The sequence below is a fragment of the Colwellia sp. 1_MG-2023 genome (assembly GCF_030546755.1).
GTDB lineage: Bacteria > Pseudomonadota > Gammaproteobacteria > Enterobacterales > Alteromonadaceae > Thalassotalea_H.
Window position 1 is genome coordinate 95,382 of the sequence record NZ_JAUOPE010000014.1, and the last position, 16,260, is coordinate 111,641.

At 37.9% G+C, this 16,260-nt stretch carries 14 protein-coding genes; 10 read left to right on the forward strand and 4 right to left on the reverse strand.

The window, feature by feature from the left end:
* The 3 genes from hisC to hisG are packed head-to-tail and all read right to left on the reverse strand — an operon-like array spanning window position 1 to window position 3,359.
* The gene (gene hisC, locus Q4493_RS15055; RefSeq protein WP_303454329.1) at window positions 1-1,113 is read right to left on the reverse strand and encodes a histidinol-phosphate transaminase; all 1,113 of its coding nucleotides are present in this window, start codon (window positions 1,111-1,113) and stop codon (window positions 1-3) included.
* A gap of 1 nt (window position 1,114) precedes the next feature.
* Window positions 1,115-2,422: a histidinol dehydrogenase gene (hisD, locus tag Q4493_RS15060; protein ID WP_303454332.1), complete on the reverse strand. Its 1,308-nt coding sequence runs from the start codon at window positions 2,420-2,422 to the stop codon at window positions 1,115-1,117.
* A gap of 37 nt (window positions 2,423-2,459) precedes the next feature.
* A complete protein-coding gene (gene hisG, locus Q4493_RS15065) occupies window positions 2,460-3,359 on the reverse strand; it encodes an ATP phosphoribosyltransferase (protein ID WP_303454335.1) in 900 nt (299 codons plus the stop codon).
* 499 nt (window positions 3,360-3,858) lie between these two features.
* Here hisG and Q4493_RS15070 point away from each other — a divergent pair, with 499 nt between their 5' ends.
* The 9 genes from Q4493_RS15070 to fadD all read left to right on the forward strand — a co-directional run bounded on the left by Q4493_RS15070 (window position 3,859) and on the right by fadD (window position 12,745).
* The gene (locus tag Q4493_RS15070; protein WP_303454340.1) at window positions 3,859-4,233 is read left to right on the forward strand and encodes a hypothetical protein; all 375 of its coding nucleotides are present in this window, start codon (window positions 3,859-3,861) and stop codon (window positions 4,231-4,233) included.
* A 362-nt stretch (window positions 4,234-4,595) separates the two neighbouring features.
* Entirely contained in the window at window positions 4,596-5,378 is a 783-nt protein-coding gene (locus tag Q4493_RS15075; RefSeq protein WP_303454342.1) for a tetratricopeptide repeat protein, read from the forward strand.
* A gap of 101 nt (window positions 5,379-5,479) precedes the next feature.
* A complete protein-coding gene (locus Q4493_RS15080) occupies window positions 5,480-7,420 on the forward strand; it encodes an ATP-dependent DNA helicase (protein ID WP_303454344.1) in 1,941 nt (646 codons plus the stop codon).
* Window position 7,421: 1 nt separating this feature from the next.
* On the forward strand, window positions 7,422-8,120 hold the full coding sequence (gene tsaB / locus Q4493_RS15085; RefSeq protein ID WP_303454346.1) for a tRNA (adenosine(37)-N6)-threonylcarbamoyltransferase complex dimerization subunit type 1 TsaB: 699 nt from the start codon (window positions 7,422-7,424) through the stop codon (window positions 8,118-8,120).
* Window positions 8,121-8,177: 57 nt separating this feature from the next.
* On the forward strand, window positions 8,178-8,567 hold the full coding sequence (locus tag Q4493_RS15090; protein ID WP_303454348.1) for a hypothetical protein: 390 nt from the start codon (window positions 8,178-8,180) through the stop codon (window positions 8,565-8,567).
* 27 nt (window positions 8,568-8,594) lie between these two features.
* Entirely contained in the window at window positions 8,595-9,260 is a 666-nt protein-coding gene (locus Q4493_RS15095; protein ID WP_303454350.1) for a M50 family metallopeptidase, read from the forward strand.
* Window positions 9,261-9,365: 105 nt separating this feature from the next.
* Window positions 9,366-9,950, forward strand: a complete 585-nt coding sequence (locus Q4493_RS15100) for a Slp family lipoprotein (RefSeq protein ID WP_303454352.1) — start codon at window positions 9,366-9,368, stop codon at window positions 9,948-9,950.
* The gene (locus Q4493_RS15105) at window positions 9,950-10,861 is read left to right on the forward strand and encodes an alpha/beta fold hydrolase (protein WP_303454354.1); all 912 of its coding nucleotides are present in this window, start codon (window positions 9,950-9,952) and stop codon (window positions 10,859-10,861) included. The genes Q4493_RS15100 and Q4493_RS15105 overlap by 1 nt, the downstream gene beginning before the upstream one ends.
* Window positions 10,862-11,077: 216 nt before the next feature.
* The gene (gene fadD, locus Q4493_RS15110) at window positions 11,078-12,745 is read left to right on the forward strand and encodes a long-chain-fatty-acid--CoA ligase FadD (protein ID WP_303454357.1); all 1,668 of its coding nucleotides are present in this window, start codon (window positions 11,078-11,080) and stop codon (window positions 12,743-12,745) included.
* A 115-nt stretch (window positions 12,746-12,860) separates the two neighbouring features.
* Here the strand turns inward: fadD and Q4493_RS15115 are convergent, their stop codons facing one another.
* The gene (locus Q4493_RS15115) at window positions 12,861-13,598 is read right to left on the reverse strand and encodes a YciK family oxidoreductase (RefSeq protein ID WP_303454359.1); all 738 of its coding nucleotides are present in this window, start codon (window positions 13,596-13,598) and stop codon (window positions 12,861-12,863) included.
* Window positions 13,599-13,830: 232 nt separating this feature from the next.
* Between Q4493_RS15115 and Q4493_RS15120 the strand changes: the two genes are divergently transcribed.
* Window positions 13,831-16,233, forward strand: coding sequence for a VolA/Pla-1 family phospholipase (locus Q4493_RS15120; RefSeq protein WP_303454361.1), 2,403 nt, complete (start codon window positions 13,831-13,833; stop codon window positions 16,231-16,233).
* Window positions 16,234-16,260: the final 27 nt, after the last annotated feature.

The window sequence follows — 16,260 nt, forward strand, 5'->3', positions numbered from 1 at the left end:
TTACTTCTCTTCTTTCAATTTGTTATTTATCGCGTTGGCGATAGTTTGCTTTAAAATGGATAACTCACGTTCACTGCCGATACTGATCCGTAAGCAATCGGCTAATTGTAGCTGTTTTGATTGATCGCGAATTAAAATGCCTTGTTGCTCGAGGCAGTTAAAAATAAACGCTTTAGTCTCGGGGTTTGTGGTCTTAAATAAGACAAAATTTGCATCGCTTGGATAGACTTTCTGACACCAAGATTGTGCTTGTAGCCAAGTTGATAATTGCTCTCGTAAAAGATTGGTCTCTTTTACGCGAATGCTGACTTGTTCTAATCCTTGTGCTGATAATACCGAACTGGCTATTTCAGCAACAGGTGCAGAAATAGGGTAAGGCGCAATTACTTTACTTAACATTTCAATAATATCGGCATTAGCTAAGGTAAAACCACAACGTAAGCCAGCTAATGCAAAAGCCTTAGAAAGGGTTCTTAACACCACTAATTGCGGATATTGTTCAAGCCATTTTATTGCCGTATTTTCAGGACTAAATTCGATGTAAGCTTCATCCACTACCACAATGGCGCTGTCACCAAACATATCTAACGCCGATTTAATCGAATCTTCTGTTAATAAATTTCCGGTTGGATTACCAGGCGAACATAAAAAGACCACTTTTACTTTGCCTACTTGTGCTTTTAATGCCGTTAAATCAAGTTGCGATGTTTCAGCAATTAGCGGTACTTTAATAATGTTAGCACCATGATTTTCAGCACTTATTGCATACATGCCATACGTGGGAGGGCAGATTAAAATGCTGTCTTGATATGCTTTACAAAATGTTCTGATTAATAATTCAATGCCTTCATCTGCACCGCGGGTTGCTAATATATTACTATTGTTAAGCCCAGTATATTCACTATAGGCATTAATTAAATTGTCTGGTTGAAAATCTGGGTAACGGTTAATACAGTCACTATTTACTTGATAAGTACCAGACCCGGACGCTTCATTTGCGTTGAGCCAAATTTTAGACGAAAACTCACTGCCGCCTGCATACAAGCGGCGTGCAGATTGATATGGTACCATATCAACCAGTTCTTCTCTGGCAAGCTTTTTAGCAATTGTCATGTTAGGCTCCTTGCTCTTCTAGTCGAATAGTCACAGCCCGTTTATGACCGTCTAACCCTTCAGCGTCAGTTAACTCGGTAATGCATTCTGCTAAATTAGACAAACCGGTTTTTGTGATTTCTTGCACCGTATAGCGCCTAGAAAAATCCGCTAATGACAAGCTAGAGATAACTTTGGAATAGCCATAGGTTGGTAATACGTGATTAGTACCACTGGCATAATCACCGGCCGATTCTGGAGTGTAGGCGCCAACAAATATAGAGCCTGCATTTCTAAGTTTATTCAGTAAATCTTGTGCATTTTCGGTTTGAATAATTAAGTGTTCAGGACCATAAAGATTAGACACCTCAACCGCTTCAGCCAAATTACTTGTTAAAATTAAGCGACTTTGCGTTAATGCTTGTTCGGCTATTGAGCGACGAGATAAAATAGCCACTTGAGCAAGTAATTGGCTTTGTACCGCTTCAATCAATGATTGGCTGTCAGATAATAATATTACTTGGCTGTCTGGACCATGCTCGGCTTGAGACAATAAATCGGCGGCAACAAACGCAGCATTGGCGTTTTTATCGGCAATCACTAACACTTCAGAAGGGCCGGCAGGCATGTCGATAGCAAACCCGTTCACTTGTTGAGAAAGTTGTTTTTTCGCCTCAGTAACGTATTTATTACCCGGACCAAATATTTTATTTACCGCCTGAATCGTTTCTGTGCCAAACGCCAACGCTGCACAACCTTGCGCGCCACCGACACTATATATTTCATCTATTTCACATAAATCAGCAGCCACTAATACTTCGTTGGCTAAATTTCCTTGCTTATCTGGCGGGCACACTAAAACAGTACGAGGACATTGTGCAAGTTGTGCTGGTACACCTAACATTAATACCGTTGACGGCAATGGTGCGCTACCAGCTGGAATATATAAACCAACACTTTCAATTGCTTCCGTCTTTAAAGTACATCGAACGCCAGGAGTGGTTTCTACCGTGATATCTTCTGCGATTTGCGCTTGGTGAAATCGTCTAATTTGCTCATAAGCCGTTTTAATTGCTTGGTATCTTTTCGGGGTTAACGCTTTTTTGGCTGCGTTAATTTGTGCTTGGCTAACAGATAGTTTGTTGAGCTTAACGCCATCAAACTTTTCAGTTAATTCAAAAAGTGCTTTATCACCATTGTTGCGTACATTGGATAATATATTTTCAACTTGTTGCGACAATAACCTACTTTCGCTGATGGCAGGACGGGCAAGCGCATTTTGTTGCTCTTGCTTTGATAAGGCCTGCCAGTTGATCATTTCGTTTTTCATTGTTTCCCGTTCCTAACTGCTATCAATACCGTGACGATTAGCCCATCATTTTTTCTATTGGCATAACTAAAATTGAGTTACAGCCAAGCGAGTTAAGTTTTTCCATGGTTTCCCAGAAAAACGTTTCAGTTGCTACTACATGCACAGCGACTAAATCATCACGACCAGCAAGTGGTAAAATAGTTGGCGTTTCTTTACCTGGCATTAATGCGCTCACTTCAGCAATTTTATCTTTTGGCGCGTGCAGCATGATGTATTTACTTTCTTTCGCTTTCATAACTCCTTGAATACGAGGTAATAAAGTATCGAGAATATTTTGTTTTTCAGGTGACAATGTTGATGCCGTTTGGATCAACGAAGCTTTTGATTTAAAAATTTCTTCCACTTCAACTAAACCGTTAGCTTCAAGAGTTGCACCGGTAGAAACTAAGTCACAAATGCCGTCCGCTAAGCCAACACGTGGTGCTACTTCTACTGAGCCTTTTAATAAACAAAAATCAATATTAATGCCATTGGCTTTGGCGAAACGGTTTAATAATTGCGGATAGGTAGTGGCAAAACGCAAACCATCTAAACTTTGTATGCCCTGATAATTGAAGCCTTCAGGCATGGCGATTGATAAGCGACAGCCGCCGAAGTTTAAACCTGTAGTGCGAATATATTGGTGCTTTTGCCCCATCAATTCTCGTTCTAACGCGGTTTCTTCTAAGGTATTATCTCCAACGATACCTAAATCACAGACGCCGTCCATCACTAAACCGGGAATATCTGAACTACGTACTCGCATGATATCTATCGGTAAATTGGTGACATGAGCAAGTAAACGACGATCTGATACGTTAAGTTTTAAGCCACATTTTTTCAATAAGGCTTGGGTATCATCGCTTAAGCGTCCTGACTTTTGCATCGCGATACGTAATCTTGTTTCGGTTGTCATGTTACTACTTCCTATATAAATGCTAATTTTGTGAAAACTTGTTTTTAATCTTTAAAACCATATGTGTATATACAATTTTCAAAGCCATAAAATGCGAAAAACCCCCGAGAGAGTTTGACTCTTTCGGGGGTTTAGAAACTGATATTTTTACTAACTAATCCACTGAAAGGTCAATAGCCCCTCAGCGAATAAACCTGAGCAGCTAATCCGTATGATGGTGATGATGATGGATGCTGTTAAGGTTCATATTATTTAACTCTCGTTTGTTGTCTTTGTATTGTAATGTTGACTTGACGAATATACTTGTTTTATTCGTGCTGTCATTACTTCTAATTGCTATTTACATTACTGGTAATTTTAATTTAGGGCAAGTGTTAAATGTGATCGTTTTATGAATTTATCGTCTAAGAGTAAGTTATTTATTATACTTGCCGATATAGGGTGTAGGTAAAAAGGATTAATTGAGTCGTTAATGTTATTAATTGGGTAGGTGGGTTCTGTGGATATTTTTACGACCGTATTAACAAAAGTTAGACCAACGCCGATAAAGCCTGAAAAGCTTAGAGTGAAAGCGTTAAAAAAAGATGCGGAAACTCAAAAATTAAAAGAAGATCATGATCATGTAGAAAATCATGACTTGTATTTTATTAAAGGTAAAAAGCAGCATGATTCAAAACAGGATAGTCAGCAAGCAAAGCAGGGACAGGGTTCAAATGATGAGACAACGACAATCAAGGCTGAAGAAGATGAGTTTACTGACGAAAATATCATTCCTACAGAATCTGTAATCACGGATAAGCAAGATATTTTGCACCCCAAAAAAGCGCATGACGACGATGAAGAAAACATCAAACACCTTGATATTTTTATCTAGTTTGAATTAGCGACTGAGCTTTTTACATGTCGTTATTTAAATGTATATAACCTTACTTATTAATTCATACTTTTATTCGTTGTATTTATTATTAGTTGTTTTTTTAGCTGGAAGAGTATTATTAGCTAAAATACGAAGGTTTTAGTATTTACTTGTTGATGTTAGATTTAATTACTGATATTACTAGGTTATTAATTGAGCAATAGTGGTGTTGGGTAACTTTGGTTTATCATCAAACAAACGTATCGACAGATAATTTTTTCGGCCAAATGAAAAAATACCTATTGCATAACTATGCTCCAAAAAATTTATTTTCTTCTAATACGTACATAAGTCGCTTGCTAAAGTTTACTGTCGTAATCATGATTGCTTCATTGATTTTATCAAAGTATCAACAACATCACGAAGAGCAAACGCTTTCAAATAAGTTTATTTCAGCGCCTAAAATTAATGATATTTATTTTTTAGATTTCCGATTATTTAATGAAAGTTTAAGACCCAAAGAAAAATATAGAATTGCTAAAGTTTTTGATATTACTGGTGATGTGATCACTTTACGTTACGGTGATTTATTATTTCCAAGTAAACATAAAGCAGCAGATAGTATTCGTTTTGGTCAATTAAGGTATACCGAGTATTTTCAACCGGAAAGATTTAATTTTTCCCATCATGACATTCAAACATTAAGAGATACAGGCGCTATTTACCTCGTAAAACGTCCTTTTCAAAATAAAGTATTTGGAAATTTCGTCAGTCCTTCAAGACCTGCTGAAAACTCAAGCAGCTTTATTTTAGGTAAAAGAGAATATCTGTCTGGTGTCGCATATTTTGAAGATCCATACGACGAGCAAGGTTTCAGTAAAGCATTTCAATATTTTACTCAATCAGCAAAATTAGGCTTTCCAAAAGGGCAGATCCGTTTAGCACAAATGTACCTAGAAGGCATTGAAACGGAGAAAGACCTAACGCTGGCCTTATTTTGGCTTCAACAAGCTGCATTGCAAAGTAACAAAAGGGCGATTATTAAATATGGCATTGTCTGTCAACAAGTAGAAAATTGTAATCTTTCTGATTTTTATCAATTTTTAATTGAAAGCGGGGTTAATTTAAAAGTAAGGGAGTCTGCGGTTAAGCTTTCTTCTTGATGCTCTAAAAGAAGTAAAACAGCAAGGTTATTCGATGCAACTTTTGTCGGAATCAGTATAATGGCGACAAATATTTTTATCGAATGAGTTAACCTCACGATATGTCTCCTGTAGAACATGCTTTTTCTCAATCTGGCTTATTGGCTAAAATTCTCAATGGCTATTCCCCTCGCCAAGCTCAAATTGATATGGCGATGGAAGTTGAATTAGCGATTGAAAATAAAACGAGTTTGATTGTAGAAGCAGGCACAGGAACGGGGAAAACTTTCGCTTATTTAATTCCATCCTTATTATCTGAAAAAAAAATTATTGTCTCAACAGGGACTAAAAACCTTCAAGAACAACTTTTCCATAAAGATATCCCACTTATTCGAAAAGCAATGGCGACTAATGCGCAAATTGCTTTATTAAAAGGTCGAGCAAATTATTTATGCCTTTACCGACTTGAACTTTATGTTAAAGAGCGTGGCCAACTTGATGCGGCGATGCTTGCTGATTTTGTTAATGTCAGAAAGTGGGCCAATTCAACAACCAGTGGTGATATTGGCGAGTTAGTGAACGTTGCAGAAGATTCTGGAATTTTTCCTTATGTAACAAGTACTGTTGATAATTGCTTAGCTAAAGATTGTCCGCATATTGACGATTGCTATTTAATTAATGCTCGAAAAAAAGCAATTGATGCTGATGTTGTCGTCGTTAATCATCACTTGTTTTTTGCTGACATGGCATTAAAAGATACTGGGTTTGGCGAATTAATTCCTAAAGCTGATGTGGTGATTTTTGATGAAGCACACCAAATTCCTGATATTGCCAGTGAGTATTTTGGCGAAGCGTTTTCTACTCGGCAAATTTTAGATTTATGCTCTGATGTTATTCAGCAATTTCATACCGAACTTACTGACGTAAAACAATTAGGAAAAGCGGCGGAAAAATGCCAAAAAACGGCACAAGAATTTAGGTTGTTATTTAATCATGATCCTGAGCGAGGCAATTGGCGAGAAAAAATTAACTTACCTCGCTTTAATAAGGCTTTTAAGAATTTAAAAACCGACTTAGATTTTTTATATCAAGTAATAAAGTTGTGTGTTTCACGTAATGAAGCGATTGATAATTGCTTTGAACGTGTGGTAAATGTACTGTCAAAATACGAGATAATGGCCAATGTAGAACAGAGTGGCATGAGTTTTTGGTATGAAACCACACGTCGTCATGTTGTGTTACATTTAACGCCATTAAGTGTCGCAGACAAGTTTAACGATTATATTAAAGACTCGAATGCTGGTTGGGTATTTACCTCGGCAACCTTGGCGGTAAATGATGGCTTTGAGCACTTTTCAGATCAACTGGGTTTAGGCCAAGCGACTACGTTGTTGGTTGATAGCCCTTTTGATTACTTGAATCAATCACAATTGATAGTGCCTCGTTACTTACCTGCTGCGAATCATCCTCAACGCGCCCAAGCACTTGCTGATATTGCAATGCCATTAATTGAAGCAAGCCAAGGGGCGTGTTTTTTATTATTTACAAGTTATCGGATGTTAAACCAAGTTGCAGAAATATTAGCTGAGCACATCGATAATCCTCTCCTTGTGCAAGGCCAAATGAGTAAGCGCAAAATTCTAGATGAATTTATTGAAAAGGATTCAGCCGTATTATTAGCGACCGCCAGCTTTTGGGAAGGGGTTGATGTCAGGGGAGATAAATTAACCTGTGTGATCATTGATAAATTACCTTTCGCTTCACCAGACGATCCTATGTTACAAGCGCGCAGTGAAGATGTTCGTCGTCAAGGTGGTGATCCCTTTAGTGAAATTCAGTTACCTCAAGCGGTTATTGCACTAAAACAAGGGGTAGGAAGGTTAATTCGTGATGTTACCGACCAAGGTGTCATGGTAATATGTGACGATAGATTAGTAACCCGTCCTTATGGGCAAGTTTTTTTAAAAAGCTTACCGGATATGAGGCGAAGCAGAAACATTGAAAAAGCGAGTCAGTTTTTAGCGACCCTTACGTCAAAAAATTTAACCATTGAAAAAGAATAGTATGTCAAAATATTTAGCGATAGATGCTTCCACAGAAGCATGTTCAGTTGCGTTAAGCCTTGAAAATAACTTGCATAGTGAATTTGAACTATGCCCACAATCACACAGTGTTGTTTTGTTACCTATGGTCGATCGCTTATTAAAACAAGCCGAGACTAAATTATCTGAACTAGATGGCTTGGTGTTTGGCCGAGGCCCTGGAAGTTTCACCGGCGTTCGTATTGGTGTAGGTGTTGCACAAGGCTTGTCTTTTTCTGCAGAACTTCCTGTTGTGGGCGTTTCAACATTACAAACAATGGCGCAACAAGCCTATGAGAAATATCAACAAACGGAAGTGATTGCGGTTATAGATGCCAGAATGTCAGAAGTATACGCAGGCTTTTATCAAGTCAATGATAAAGGAGTGATGACAGCTGTTGTTGATGAAACCGTATTACCGCCGGCAGATTTAGCTGAATATCTAAAAGCGCATACTCAACAAGCGTATGGAGTAGGCTCTGGTTGGGATGCATACCCGGCTGAATTATCTTCGTTAAAAACGAATCCTGATTCTACTGAGATCTTATTTCCAAATGCCAGCGCGATGTTAACCATTGCTAAACAGGAGTTTCAAGCAGGAAATGCCGTGAGCGCTGAACATGCACAACCGGTTTATGTTCGTGATACGGTTTCTTGGAAGAAGTTACCGGGTAGAGAATAAAACCATTATTTTATGATTATATTTTGTATTTTTGGGAAAGTTTGATAAATTTAAGATATGCAAATTAATAGTGCTAGTTCTTTTACCCCAAATACCGCTTTAAATATAGGCGGTGACCAACAAACTCGCGTCAATGAACAGCGTGATCGTTTAGTGGTGCAGCAAGAACAAGAAAAAGCTCGTCAAAAAAATTCGCAAAATACTCAGCAAAATAATCCTAGTGAGCGTTTGGATATTGATCCAGCCGCCATTGAGTTGGTGGAACAAAACCAACAGTTAAATGCCGACACTCATGCTCGACAAGACCAAGCCACACAGTCGCAACGAGCGGGTTATGATCAACCTTCTCAGCAAAATATAACGGCAGTCTCTGCGTATCAATCTGTTGGTGGTATTGCGCAAAGAGACAGTATTCAAGAAACCTTTGGTGTTGATTTATATGCGTAATGTATTGCGTTAATTCACTTTTATTTCATGCCTGAAAAGTTAAACTCAACTTCTTTTTTTAATCAATATCGTTTTTGGATCATTTTCCTTTCTGCTGCCCTTGTGGTTGAAATTCCTATTATTTCTTTACCGTTAAAATGGTTTGAAAGCTATTTTCATGAAATCAGCCATGGTATTGCAGCATTATTGACTGGCGGTAGTATAATCAATATCCAACTGTTTCCTAATGGTGCCGGATTGTGTACCACAAGAGGTGGGAGTCGGTTGTTAATAAGCTTTTTTGGTTATGCAGGCGCTGTGTTTTGGGGCGTTGCTATTTATTATGTTGCGGCAATGCACCAACGTATTGCGCAGCTTTTTAGTGCATTAATACTGATACTGTTATTAACAACGTTAATCTTTTGGATCAGAGATTTACTGAGTTTTTCTATTATGTCGGTTTTATTGATGATAATAGTGTTAAAGTTTAAACTTGAGAATTTACAATATTTTCAAATGCTATTGCAATTAATTGGCTGTAGCGTTTTATTAAATAGTCTTAAAAGCCCATGGTATTTGATTGATGGTCGTTCATTAGGTGATGGCGCTTCATTAGCACAATTAACGGGGATGCCTGAAATTCTATGGGTTTGTCTTTGGTTTATGTTAGGTGTTATTGGTGTACTAAAATTAGCCCAAGTAAAACGTCGATAAAAATATTTGTCTTTAAAGTATTTAATTGTTTTGTTATTTAGTTCTTTTATTCGTTAACCTTTATTCAACTAATAAAAGACGCGTTAAAATTCAAAGGAAGTTATTATGTTAAAGAACCTGTTAGTTGTATTATCGCTTGCTACGTTTATTTCTGGCTGTGTCAATATTCCAGAATCATTACGAGTCGATGAAAGTGTTGCTTTAACCACTTTTACCGATGTGAAAGATAATAATGTTGCTCATCTTGGCAATAATGCTCGTTGGGGTGGTGTCATTGCTAAAATAGAGAATAACGCTGACAACACTATGCTTGAAGTGGTCCATTTTCAATTAAGTTCTTCAACTCGTCCATTGCAAAAAGATCAAACTCAGGGGCGTTTTAAAGTTTACTATGCTGGTTTTCTTGACCCTGTTATTTATAAAGAAGGGCGAAGCATTACTGCTGTAGGAACGATTGCTAAAAATGAGTCGGGGAAAATTGGCGAGCACGAATATGACTACCCAGTGTTAACGGCAAATAACGTACATTTATGGAAAGAAATCAAAAAAATTGATGTAAATGTTACTCATCAACCAATGTGGTATACGCCTTCGCTTTGGTATGCGCCTCGTCCTCGTCATTACTCACCTATTTTTTATCCGATTAATAAAAATGTTAAGCAGGCAAGTTCATCGAAAAAAAGTAATTAATGACTAAACAAGTAAAGCCGACTCAATCAGTAATTAATTCAGTCGAAGGTAATCAAGCCATTGAAGAAATTAGGTATCCTTTGGCAGAAATTGAACTCTGTGGTTTAAAGAAAGGACAGGTTAACCGACCGATTGTTTTGTGTTTACATGGTTGGTTAGATAACGGGGCTAGTTTTGTGCCACTAATGAATGAGCTCAATGAACATCAAATCATCGCGATTGATTGGCCAGGGCATGGACATTCAGCCCATCGCGGCCAAGATGCTCATTATCATTTTATCGACTATGTTTATGACTTGTTGTTACTCTTTGAATTTAATCAATGGTCGTCAGTTGATATTGTGGCCCATTCGATGGGCGGAATGATAGCTTCTGCTTTTGCTGCAGCCTTCCCTGAAAAAGTAAAAAGCTTAACCTTAATTGATTCTATTGGTTTTATTAGTGCAAAGTCCGAAGAAACGACGGAGCAACTGCGTAAAGGAATGTTGAGTCGGCTTAAACTGAAAACCAAAAGAAAACCCATTCATACGGATCTCGAATCAGCTATTACAGCACGGAGAAGTGTTTCTGATCTTAGTTATCAAGATGCAAAAATAATTGTTGAACGCGGTTGTATAACGCACGAGGAAGGAATCACTTGGCGGGCTGATAGTCGATTAAGAAATACTTCGCCTTATCGTTTAACTTTTTCTCAAGCAAAACAATTTATCAAAGATATTTCTACACCAGTGCAACTTATCTATGGTGATAAAGGGATTGAATTTGTTGAGCTGGGCTTGGCACATTATGCGCCTTTATTTAAAGAATTTAGTGCACATAAATTAAGCGGAGGCCACCATATTCATATGGAACAAGCTAAAAAAACAGCACGCTTTATTGAGTCATTTTTAGAAAAACAGAAGGATATTTAAGTTTTTCTGATGAATGTTGTGAAAGCGTCGAAAAATTATAGACATTAGGCCAGTATTCAAGTAAAACTTCATAATTCAAACAAGCGTTTAAAAATAATAAATTCTAGACTCACTCAAAATTACTATAATAAATTGTAAAGTGATAAAACTAAACTCATACAAAATTCACTAAAACAGTCTAGAGTTAAAGTTGCTAATACGAAGAGGAGATAGCAAGTGCAAAGTGCCACTCATAAAATTTGGTTGGAAAAAAGTTACCCACCAGGAGTTCCACATGAAATAGATCCTGACAAGTATGCTTCTTTAGTTGAATTATTTAATAAATATGTAGGTATTTACGCAAACCGTCCTGCTTTTATTAATATGGGTGCTGAAATCACTTTCGCTGAATTAGAACAACAAGCCAAAGCCTTTGCTGCATATTTACAACAAGAGATGGGGCTAAAAAAAGGCGATAAATTTGCCATTATGGTGCCTAATTGCTTGCAATATCCCATTGCACTTTTTGGCGCTTTATTAGCAGGGTTAACGGTCGTAAATGTAAACCCGTTATACACAGCAAGAGAATTAGAGCATCAATTAAAAGATTCTGGCACAAAAGCCATTTTGATCATTGAAAATTTTGCGCATACGCTCGAGCAAGTTATAGATAAAACGCCTGTTGAACATGTTGTTTTAACTTCACTTGGTGATCGCTTAGGCATGGTTAAAGGTGCGATTGTTAATTTTGCCGTAAAATACGTAAAAAAAATGGTTCCTAGTTTCAAACTGGCTGATACTGTTCGTTTTAATGAGGTCTTAAGTAAAGGGTTGGCATTGCCGTATACACCTGTATTACTTACGGGTGATGATTTAGCATTTTTACAATACACAGGGGGAACTACAGGTGTTTCCAAAGGTGCAATGTTAACGCATCGAAATATGGTTTCTAACCTTCAACAAGCTAAAGCTGCTATCAAGCCACAATTAGAAGAGGGTAAAGAGCTCGTCGTAACAGCGCTTCCGCTTTATCATATCTTCGCTTTAACCGCGAACTGCTTAACATTTATTACTTTGGGTGGTACCAATTTACTTATCACCAATCCACGAGATATGCCTGGCTTTATCAAAGAGTTATCAAAGTATCAATTTACTGCTCTCACTGGTGTAAATACGTTATTTAATGGCTTGTTAAATACGCCAGGTTTTGCCGATTTAGATTTTAGTTACTTAAAAGTATCGTTAGGCGGCGGTATGGCAGTGCAACGTCCTGTTGCTGAAAAATGGGAAGAAGTGACCAATACACGATTGCTAGAAGGATATGGTTTAACAGAATGTGCTCCTCTGGTTACTTTATGTCCTTATAATCAAAAACATTATACTGGCACTATTGGTTTACCTGCTTCTTCAACAGATATTCGAATTGTTAAAGATGATGGTAGCGATGCGGGAATTGATGAACCCGGAGAAATGTGGGTTAAAGGCCCGCAAGTGATGACTGGCTATTATAACCGTCCAGAAGCGACTGATGAAATACTGAAAGATGGCTGGCTGGCAACGGGTGATATTGCCACTATGGATGAAAATGGCTTTTTTAAGATAGTCGATCGTAAAAAAGATATGATTATTGTTTCCGGTTTTAATGTCTTTCCAAATGAGATTGAAGAAATTATTGTTTCTCATGCAGGTGTCATGGAAGCTGCTGCAGTTGGTGTTCCGCATGAAATTAGTGGTGAAGTCATAAAAGTATATGTTGTCTTAAAGGATAAGTCGTTAACTAAAGAAGACATTATCGCGCATTGTCGTATTAATTTAACCAATTATAAAATACCGAAACATGTTGAGTTTAGGGATGAGTTACCGAAAAGTAATGTTGGTAAAATTTTAAGGCGTGAACTTCGTTAAGAAGTGAATGGTTGATTATTTGTAATAGCAAATAATGTACTAACTAAAATGCACTAACTAAAAAACCGACGTAATGTCGGTTTTTTTTATAATTTATCGTCAAAGCGCTTATTTATTACTGAGCATTCAGTACTTCGCCAGTAACACTTTTACTATCGTCTGACATCAAATATACATACAGTGGCATTATTTGCTCAGCGGTTGATAATGTTTCCTGGTTTTCAGCAGGATAAGCTCTGGCACGCATTGGGGTAGCAGTTGCACCAGGGTTAATTGCATTAACTCTGAGTGTTGATTCATCATATTCGTCAGCAATGACTTGCATTAAGCCTTCAGTAGCAAATTTAGAGACACTATACGGCCCCCAAAACGCTCGTCCTTTGCTGCCTACGCCTGATGATGTAAAAACTAAAGAAGCATTATCTGCTAGCAATAAAGTTGGTATTAATGCTTGTGCCATTAAATGTTGTGCAGTGACATTCACTTGTATTACATCATGCCAAATTTGTTCATGAATTTGGCTATAAGGCGTAAGTTCTCCTAACATTGAAGCATTAAATAATGCACCGTCAAGCTTGCCAAATTGATTCGCTATCGTTGATGCCATATCAATATAGTTTTGCTTAGTTGCACCTTTTAAATCTAACGGGATGATGGCAGGTTCAGCACCACCAAGTGACACTATTTCATCATAAACATTTTCAAGCTTTTCTACTGTTTTTCCTAATAGTATTACGGTCGCGCCTAATGTTGCGTAAGTTAGTGCAGCTTGTCGGCCAATACCACTGCCGGCACCAGTTACTAAGATAGTTTTATTTTGTAAGCAATTTTCGGATGGTGTGTAATTAAACATAAGAAAAATAAATAGAAAAAATAGTGGGGGTATTCTACTCTTTGAGATAAACACTGACGAGTAAAATGTTGATGATATTACCTAAAATAGCCAAGAATTTAGCAATATTTTAAAAAACCGCTAGCACTAAGTGAATTCTTGGGTTAAGTTTAACTGGTCTAACTAGTTGATGCTTGCTCAATATCATCACCTATAATAACTAAAAATAAAGACTAGTATCTGGGGAGAAATAATGAATAAACTAGTTCTAAGTCTCGCAATTGCCTCAACCTTAGGGTTATCGGCTTGCGATGATGAATCGGTTCAAGATGTAAAAAATGAAATTGCAGAAAATGGTTCTTCTGTTGTTATTCCAGGTCGCGTTATTTTTGATCCATCGCTAGGAATTGATGGCTTATCTGTACCTAATGATTTGATTTTTCAAGGAACGCAAGATGGTACGTTAGAAATTCCGGTAGAAGATCCCACCGATGGCTCGGATCCTTTCGTTGCTGCCAGTGCATTAGATGGCTGGGCTACCGCACAACCATTTGTTTTAGGTATTGAATTTCCTGATGGCGCTTCTTTGGATCCAAGTTCAGCATTAAATTCATCTTCTGTAAGAGTCTTTGAAGCTATTATGGGAGGCGATGCCACTGACGCTGATTGTGCTACGGTTTCTCGTGGTCTAGCGTGTAAAATCGTAAAAGAATTGGTTTTTTCAGAAGATTTTATCACTCAAGCATCCGGTAATGATGTTGCCTTTGTACCGCTAAAACCTTTAAAAGGCGCAACTACTTACCTCGTTGCTATGACGAATAGTTTACAAGATCTTGAAGGTAATCCTGTTGCCGGTTCTACTTATTATGAATTAATGCGTCAAGATGCTGCAACTCAACCTTTAGGTGATGATGCTCAACGTGGTTTACAAGCAGTCATTAATAGTTATGAAGATGCTGTTATCAGTGCCGGCGTTGAAGATGATTCAATCATTTACACTATGGCCATGACAACACAGTCAACAACAGACGTACTTTTTACCTTGAAAAGCTTGATGGCGAATAATTTACAGCAAGGTATTTATCCGTCAATTGGTATGGCTGATACAGGTTTATCAGTTGCTGATGTTTTAGCCGGTCAAATCCCTGCTGAAGCTGTGCCATTATATTCTGCGGCAAATTATATGAAAGGCAGTATTACGCTCCCTTATTACTTAGGGGTACCATCTGCTGAAAACCCACTCGCACCTACTAATACTTGGTGGACAGGTTTATGTGATTCTGGTGCTATGCTAGCAGGATTAGCGGCTCAAAATCCTGCGGCAATCCCTGCGGATCCAATCAGTGAAACAGATGCCATGTGTATGGCCATTTCTGCGGCAAGTGGATTAGCTGCTCCTGGATTACGTGATTTAGGTATTGATACTGAGCGTAACTTAACTAAATATAATCCAGTTCCAAAACAAACGGCTTCAATGCCCATTGATGTACAAATGACTACACCTGATTTAGCTTGGGTAAACCCAGTTAGAGCAAGTTTTGGCATGGATCCTATTGCTGAGCCTGCTGATGGTTGGCCTGTAGTTATTATGCAACACGGTATTACTTCAACAAAAGAAGCGATGTTATTAGCAACTGGTATGTTATCCATTAATGGTTTTGCTACCGCTGCTATTGATTATCCGTTACATGGTAGTCGAGGATTTGATTTAACTGGCAATGGCCAAGATGATATCAGCGCTTCTTCTGTCAGCGCGTTACATTATGTAAATTTAGCTAGCATGTTAACCATGAGAGATAACACTCGTCAAAGTGCTTTCGATATCTTTGGTTTACGCTTAGGACTTAACTTCTTTGGTGGTGTTGATGTTTCAGGCAACCCAATTAACATTAATAGCTCGAAAGTGCATTTCTTAGGTCATTCATTAGGTGCGATATACGGTATTAATGCTTTAGCATTGGCAAATACTCCGTTAGCGCCTCAAGTCGATGTATTAACTAAAATTACCAGTAATGTTTTAGCAATGCCGGGATTAATGTTAGCGAATTTTGGTATGTCTTCACCTGCGTTTTCAACGTTAGCGAAGTCTAATTTAACCTATGCATCTTCAGCTGATTTTAAAGCATTTGTTGATGCACAATTTCCAGCAGGTTATACCCAAGATCAACTATCTGCGGTATATGAAGGCTTTTATGCAAGTTTAGATGATAGCCAAAAAGGAGCGTTAGAAGCTGGTTTTGCGCAATTTACGTTAATTGCTCAAACGGTAACTGGCTCTGGTGATCCTATAAACTATGTTAATGCTTTAGCTGCCACGCAAACACCTACATTATTATTTGAAGTAGTCGGTAATGGTATGGATAACTTGCCGGACCAAGTCGTTACTAACACTGCGCCATTTACACCATTAGGTGGAACTGAACCTGCAATTGCCTTACTTGGCTTACCTAGCGTTTCAGAAACAACGATGGGGTCGGGTGCTGTTAGATTTGTGAATGGTCATCATGGCTCAATTTTAGACCCAAGACCGAATGATGCTTCACCAGATGCAGCATTAAGTGGCCGTACGACTCAAGAGATGCAATCTCAAATGGCCGGATTTTATGCTACAGATGGTCAAATGATCATAGTAACTGATACAGAAGTTGTTCATTAATATCAGTAGATTAATGGCATTTTGTTA

Coding starts and splice junctions, on each gene's coding strand:
- Q4493_RS15095 (WP_303454350.1), top strand. CDS start 8,595: ATGCCTGAAAAGTTAAACTCAACTTCTTTTTTTAATCAATATCGTTTT.
- Q4493_RS15115 (WP_303454359.1), bottom strand. CDS start 13,598: ATGTTTAATTACACACCATCCGAAAATTGCTTACAAAATAAAACTATC.
- hisC (WP_303454329.1), bottom strand. CDS start 1,113: ATGACAATTGCTAAAAAGCTTGCCAGAGAAGAACTGGTTGATATGGTA.
- Q4493_RS15120 (WP_303454361.1), top strand. CDS start 13,831: ATGAATAAACTAGTTCTAAGTCTCGCAATTGCCTCAACCTTAGGGTTA.
- Q4493_RS15090 (WP_303454348.1), top strand. CDS start 8,178: ATGCAAATTAATAGTGCTAGTTCTTTTACCCCAAATACCGCTTTAAAT.
- hisD (WP_303454332.1), bottom strand. CDS start 2,422: ATGAAAAACGAAATGATCAACTGGCAGGCCTTATCAAAGCAAGAGCAA.
- Q4493_RS15075 (WP_303454342.1), top strand. CDS start 4,596: ATGATTGCTTCATTGATTTTATCAAAGTATCAACAACATCACGAAGAG.
- tsaB (WP_303454346.1), top strand. CDS start 7,422: ATGTCAAAATATTTAGCGATAGATGCTTCCACAGAAGCATGTTCAGTT.
- hisG (WP_303454335.1), bottom strand. CDS start 3,359: ATGACAACCGAAACAAGATTACGTATCGCGATGCAAAAGTCAGGACGC.
- Q4493_RS15100 (WP_303454352.1), top strand. CDS start 9,366: ATGTTAAAGAACCTGTTAGTTGTATTATCGCTTGCTACGTTTATTTCT.
- Q4493_RS15080 (WP_303454344.1), top strand. CDS start 5,480: ATGTCTCCTGTAGAACATGCTTTTTCTCAATCTGGCTTATTGGCTAAA.
- Q4493_RS15105 (WP_303454354.1), top strand. CDS start 9,950: ATGACTAAACAAGTAAAGCCGACTCAATCAGTAATTAATTCAGTCGAA.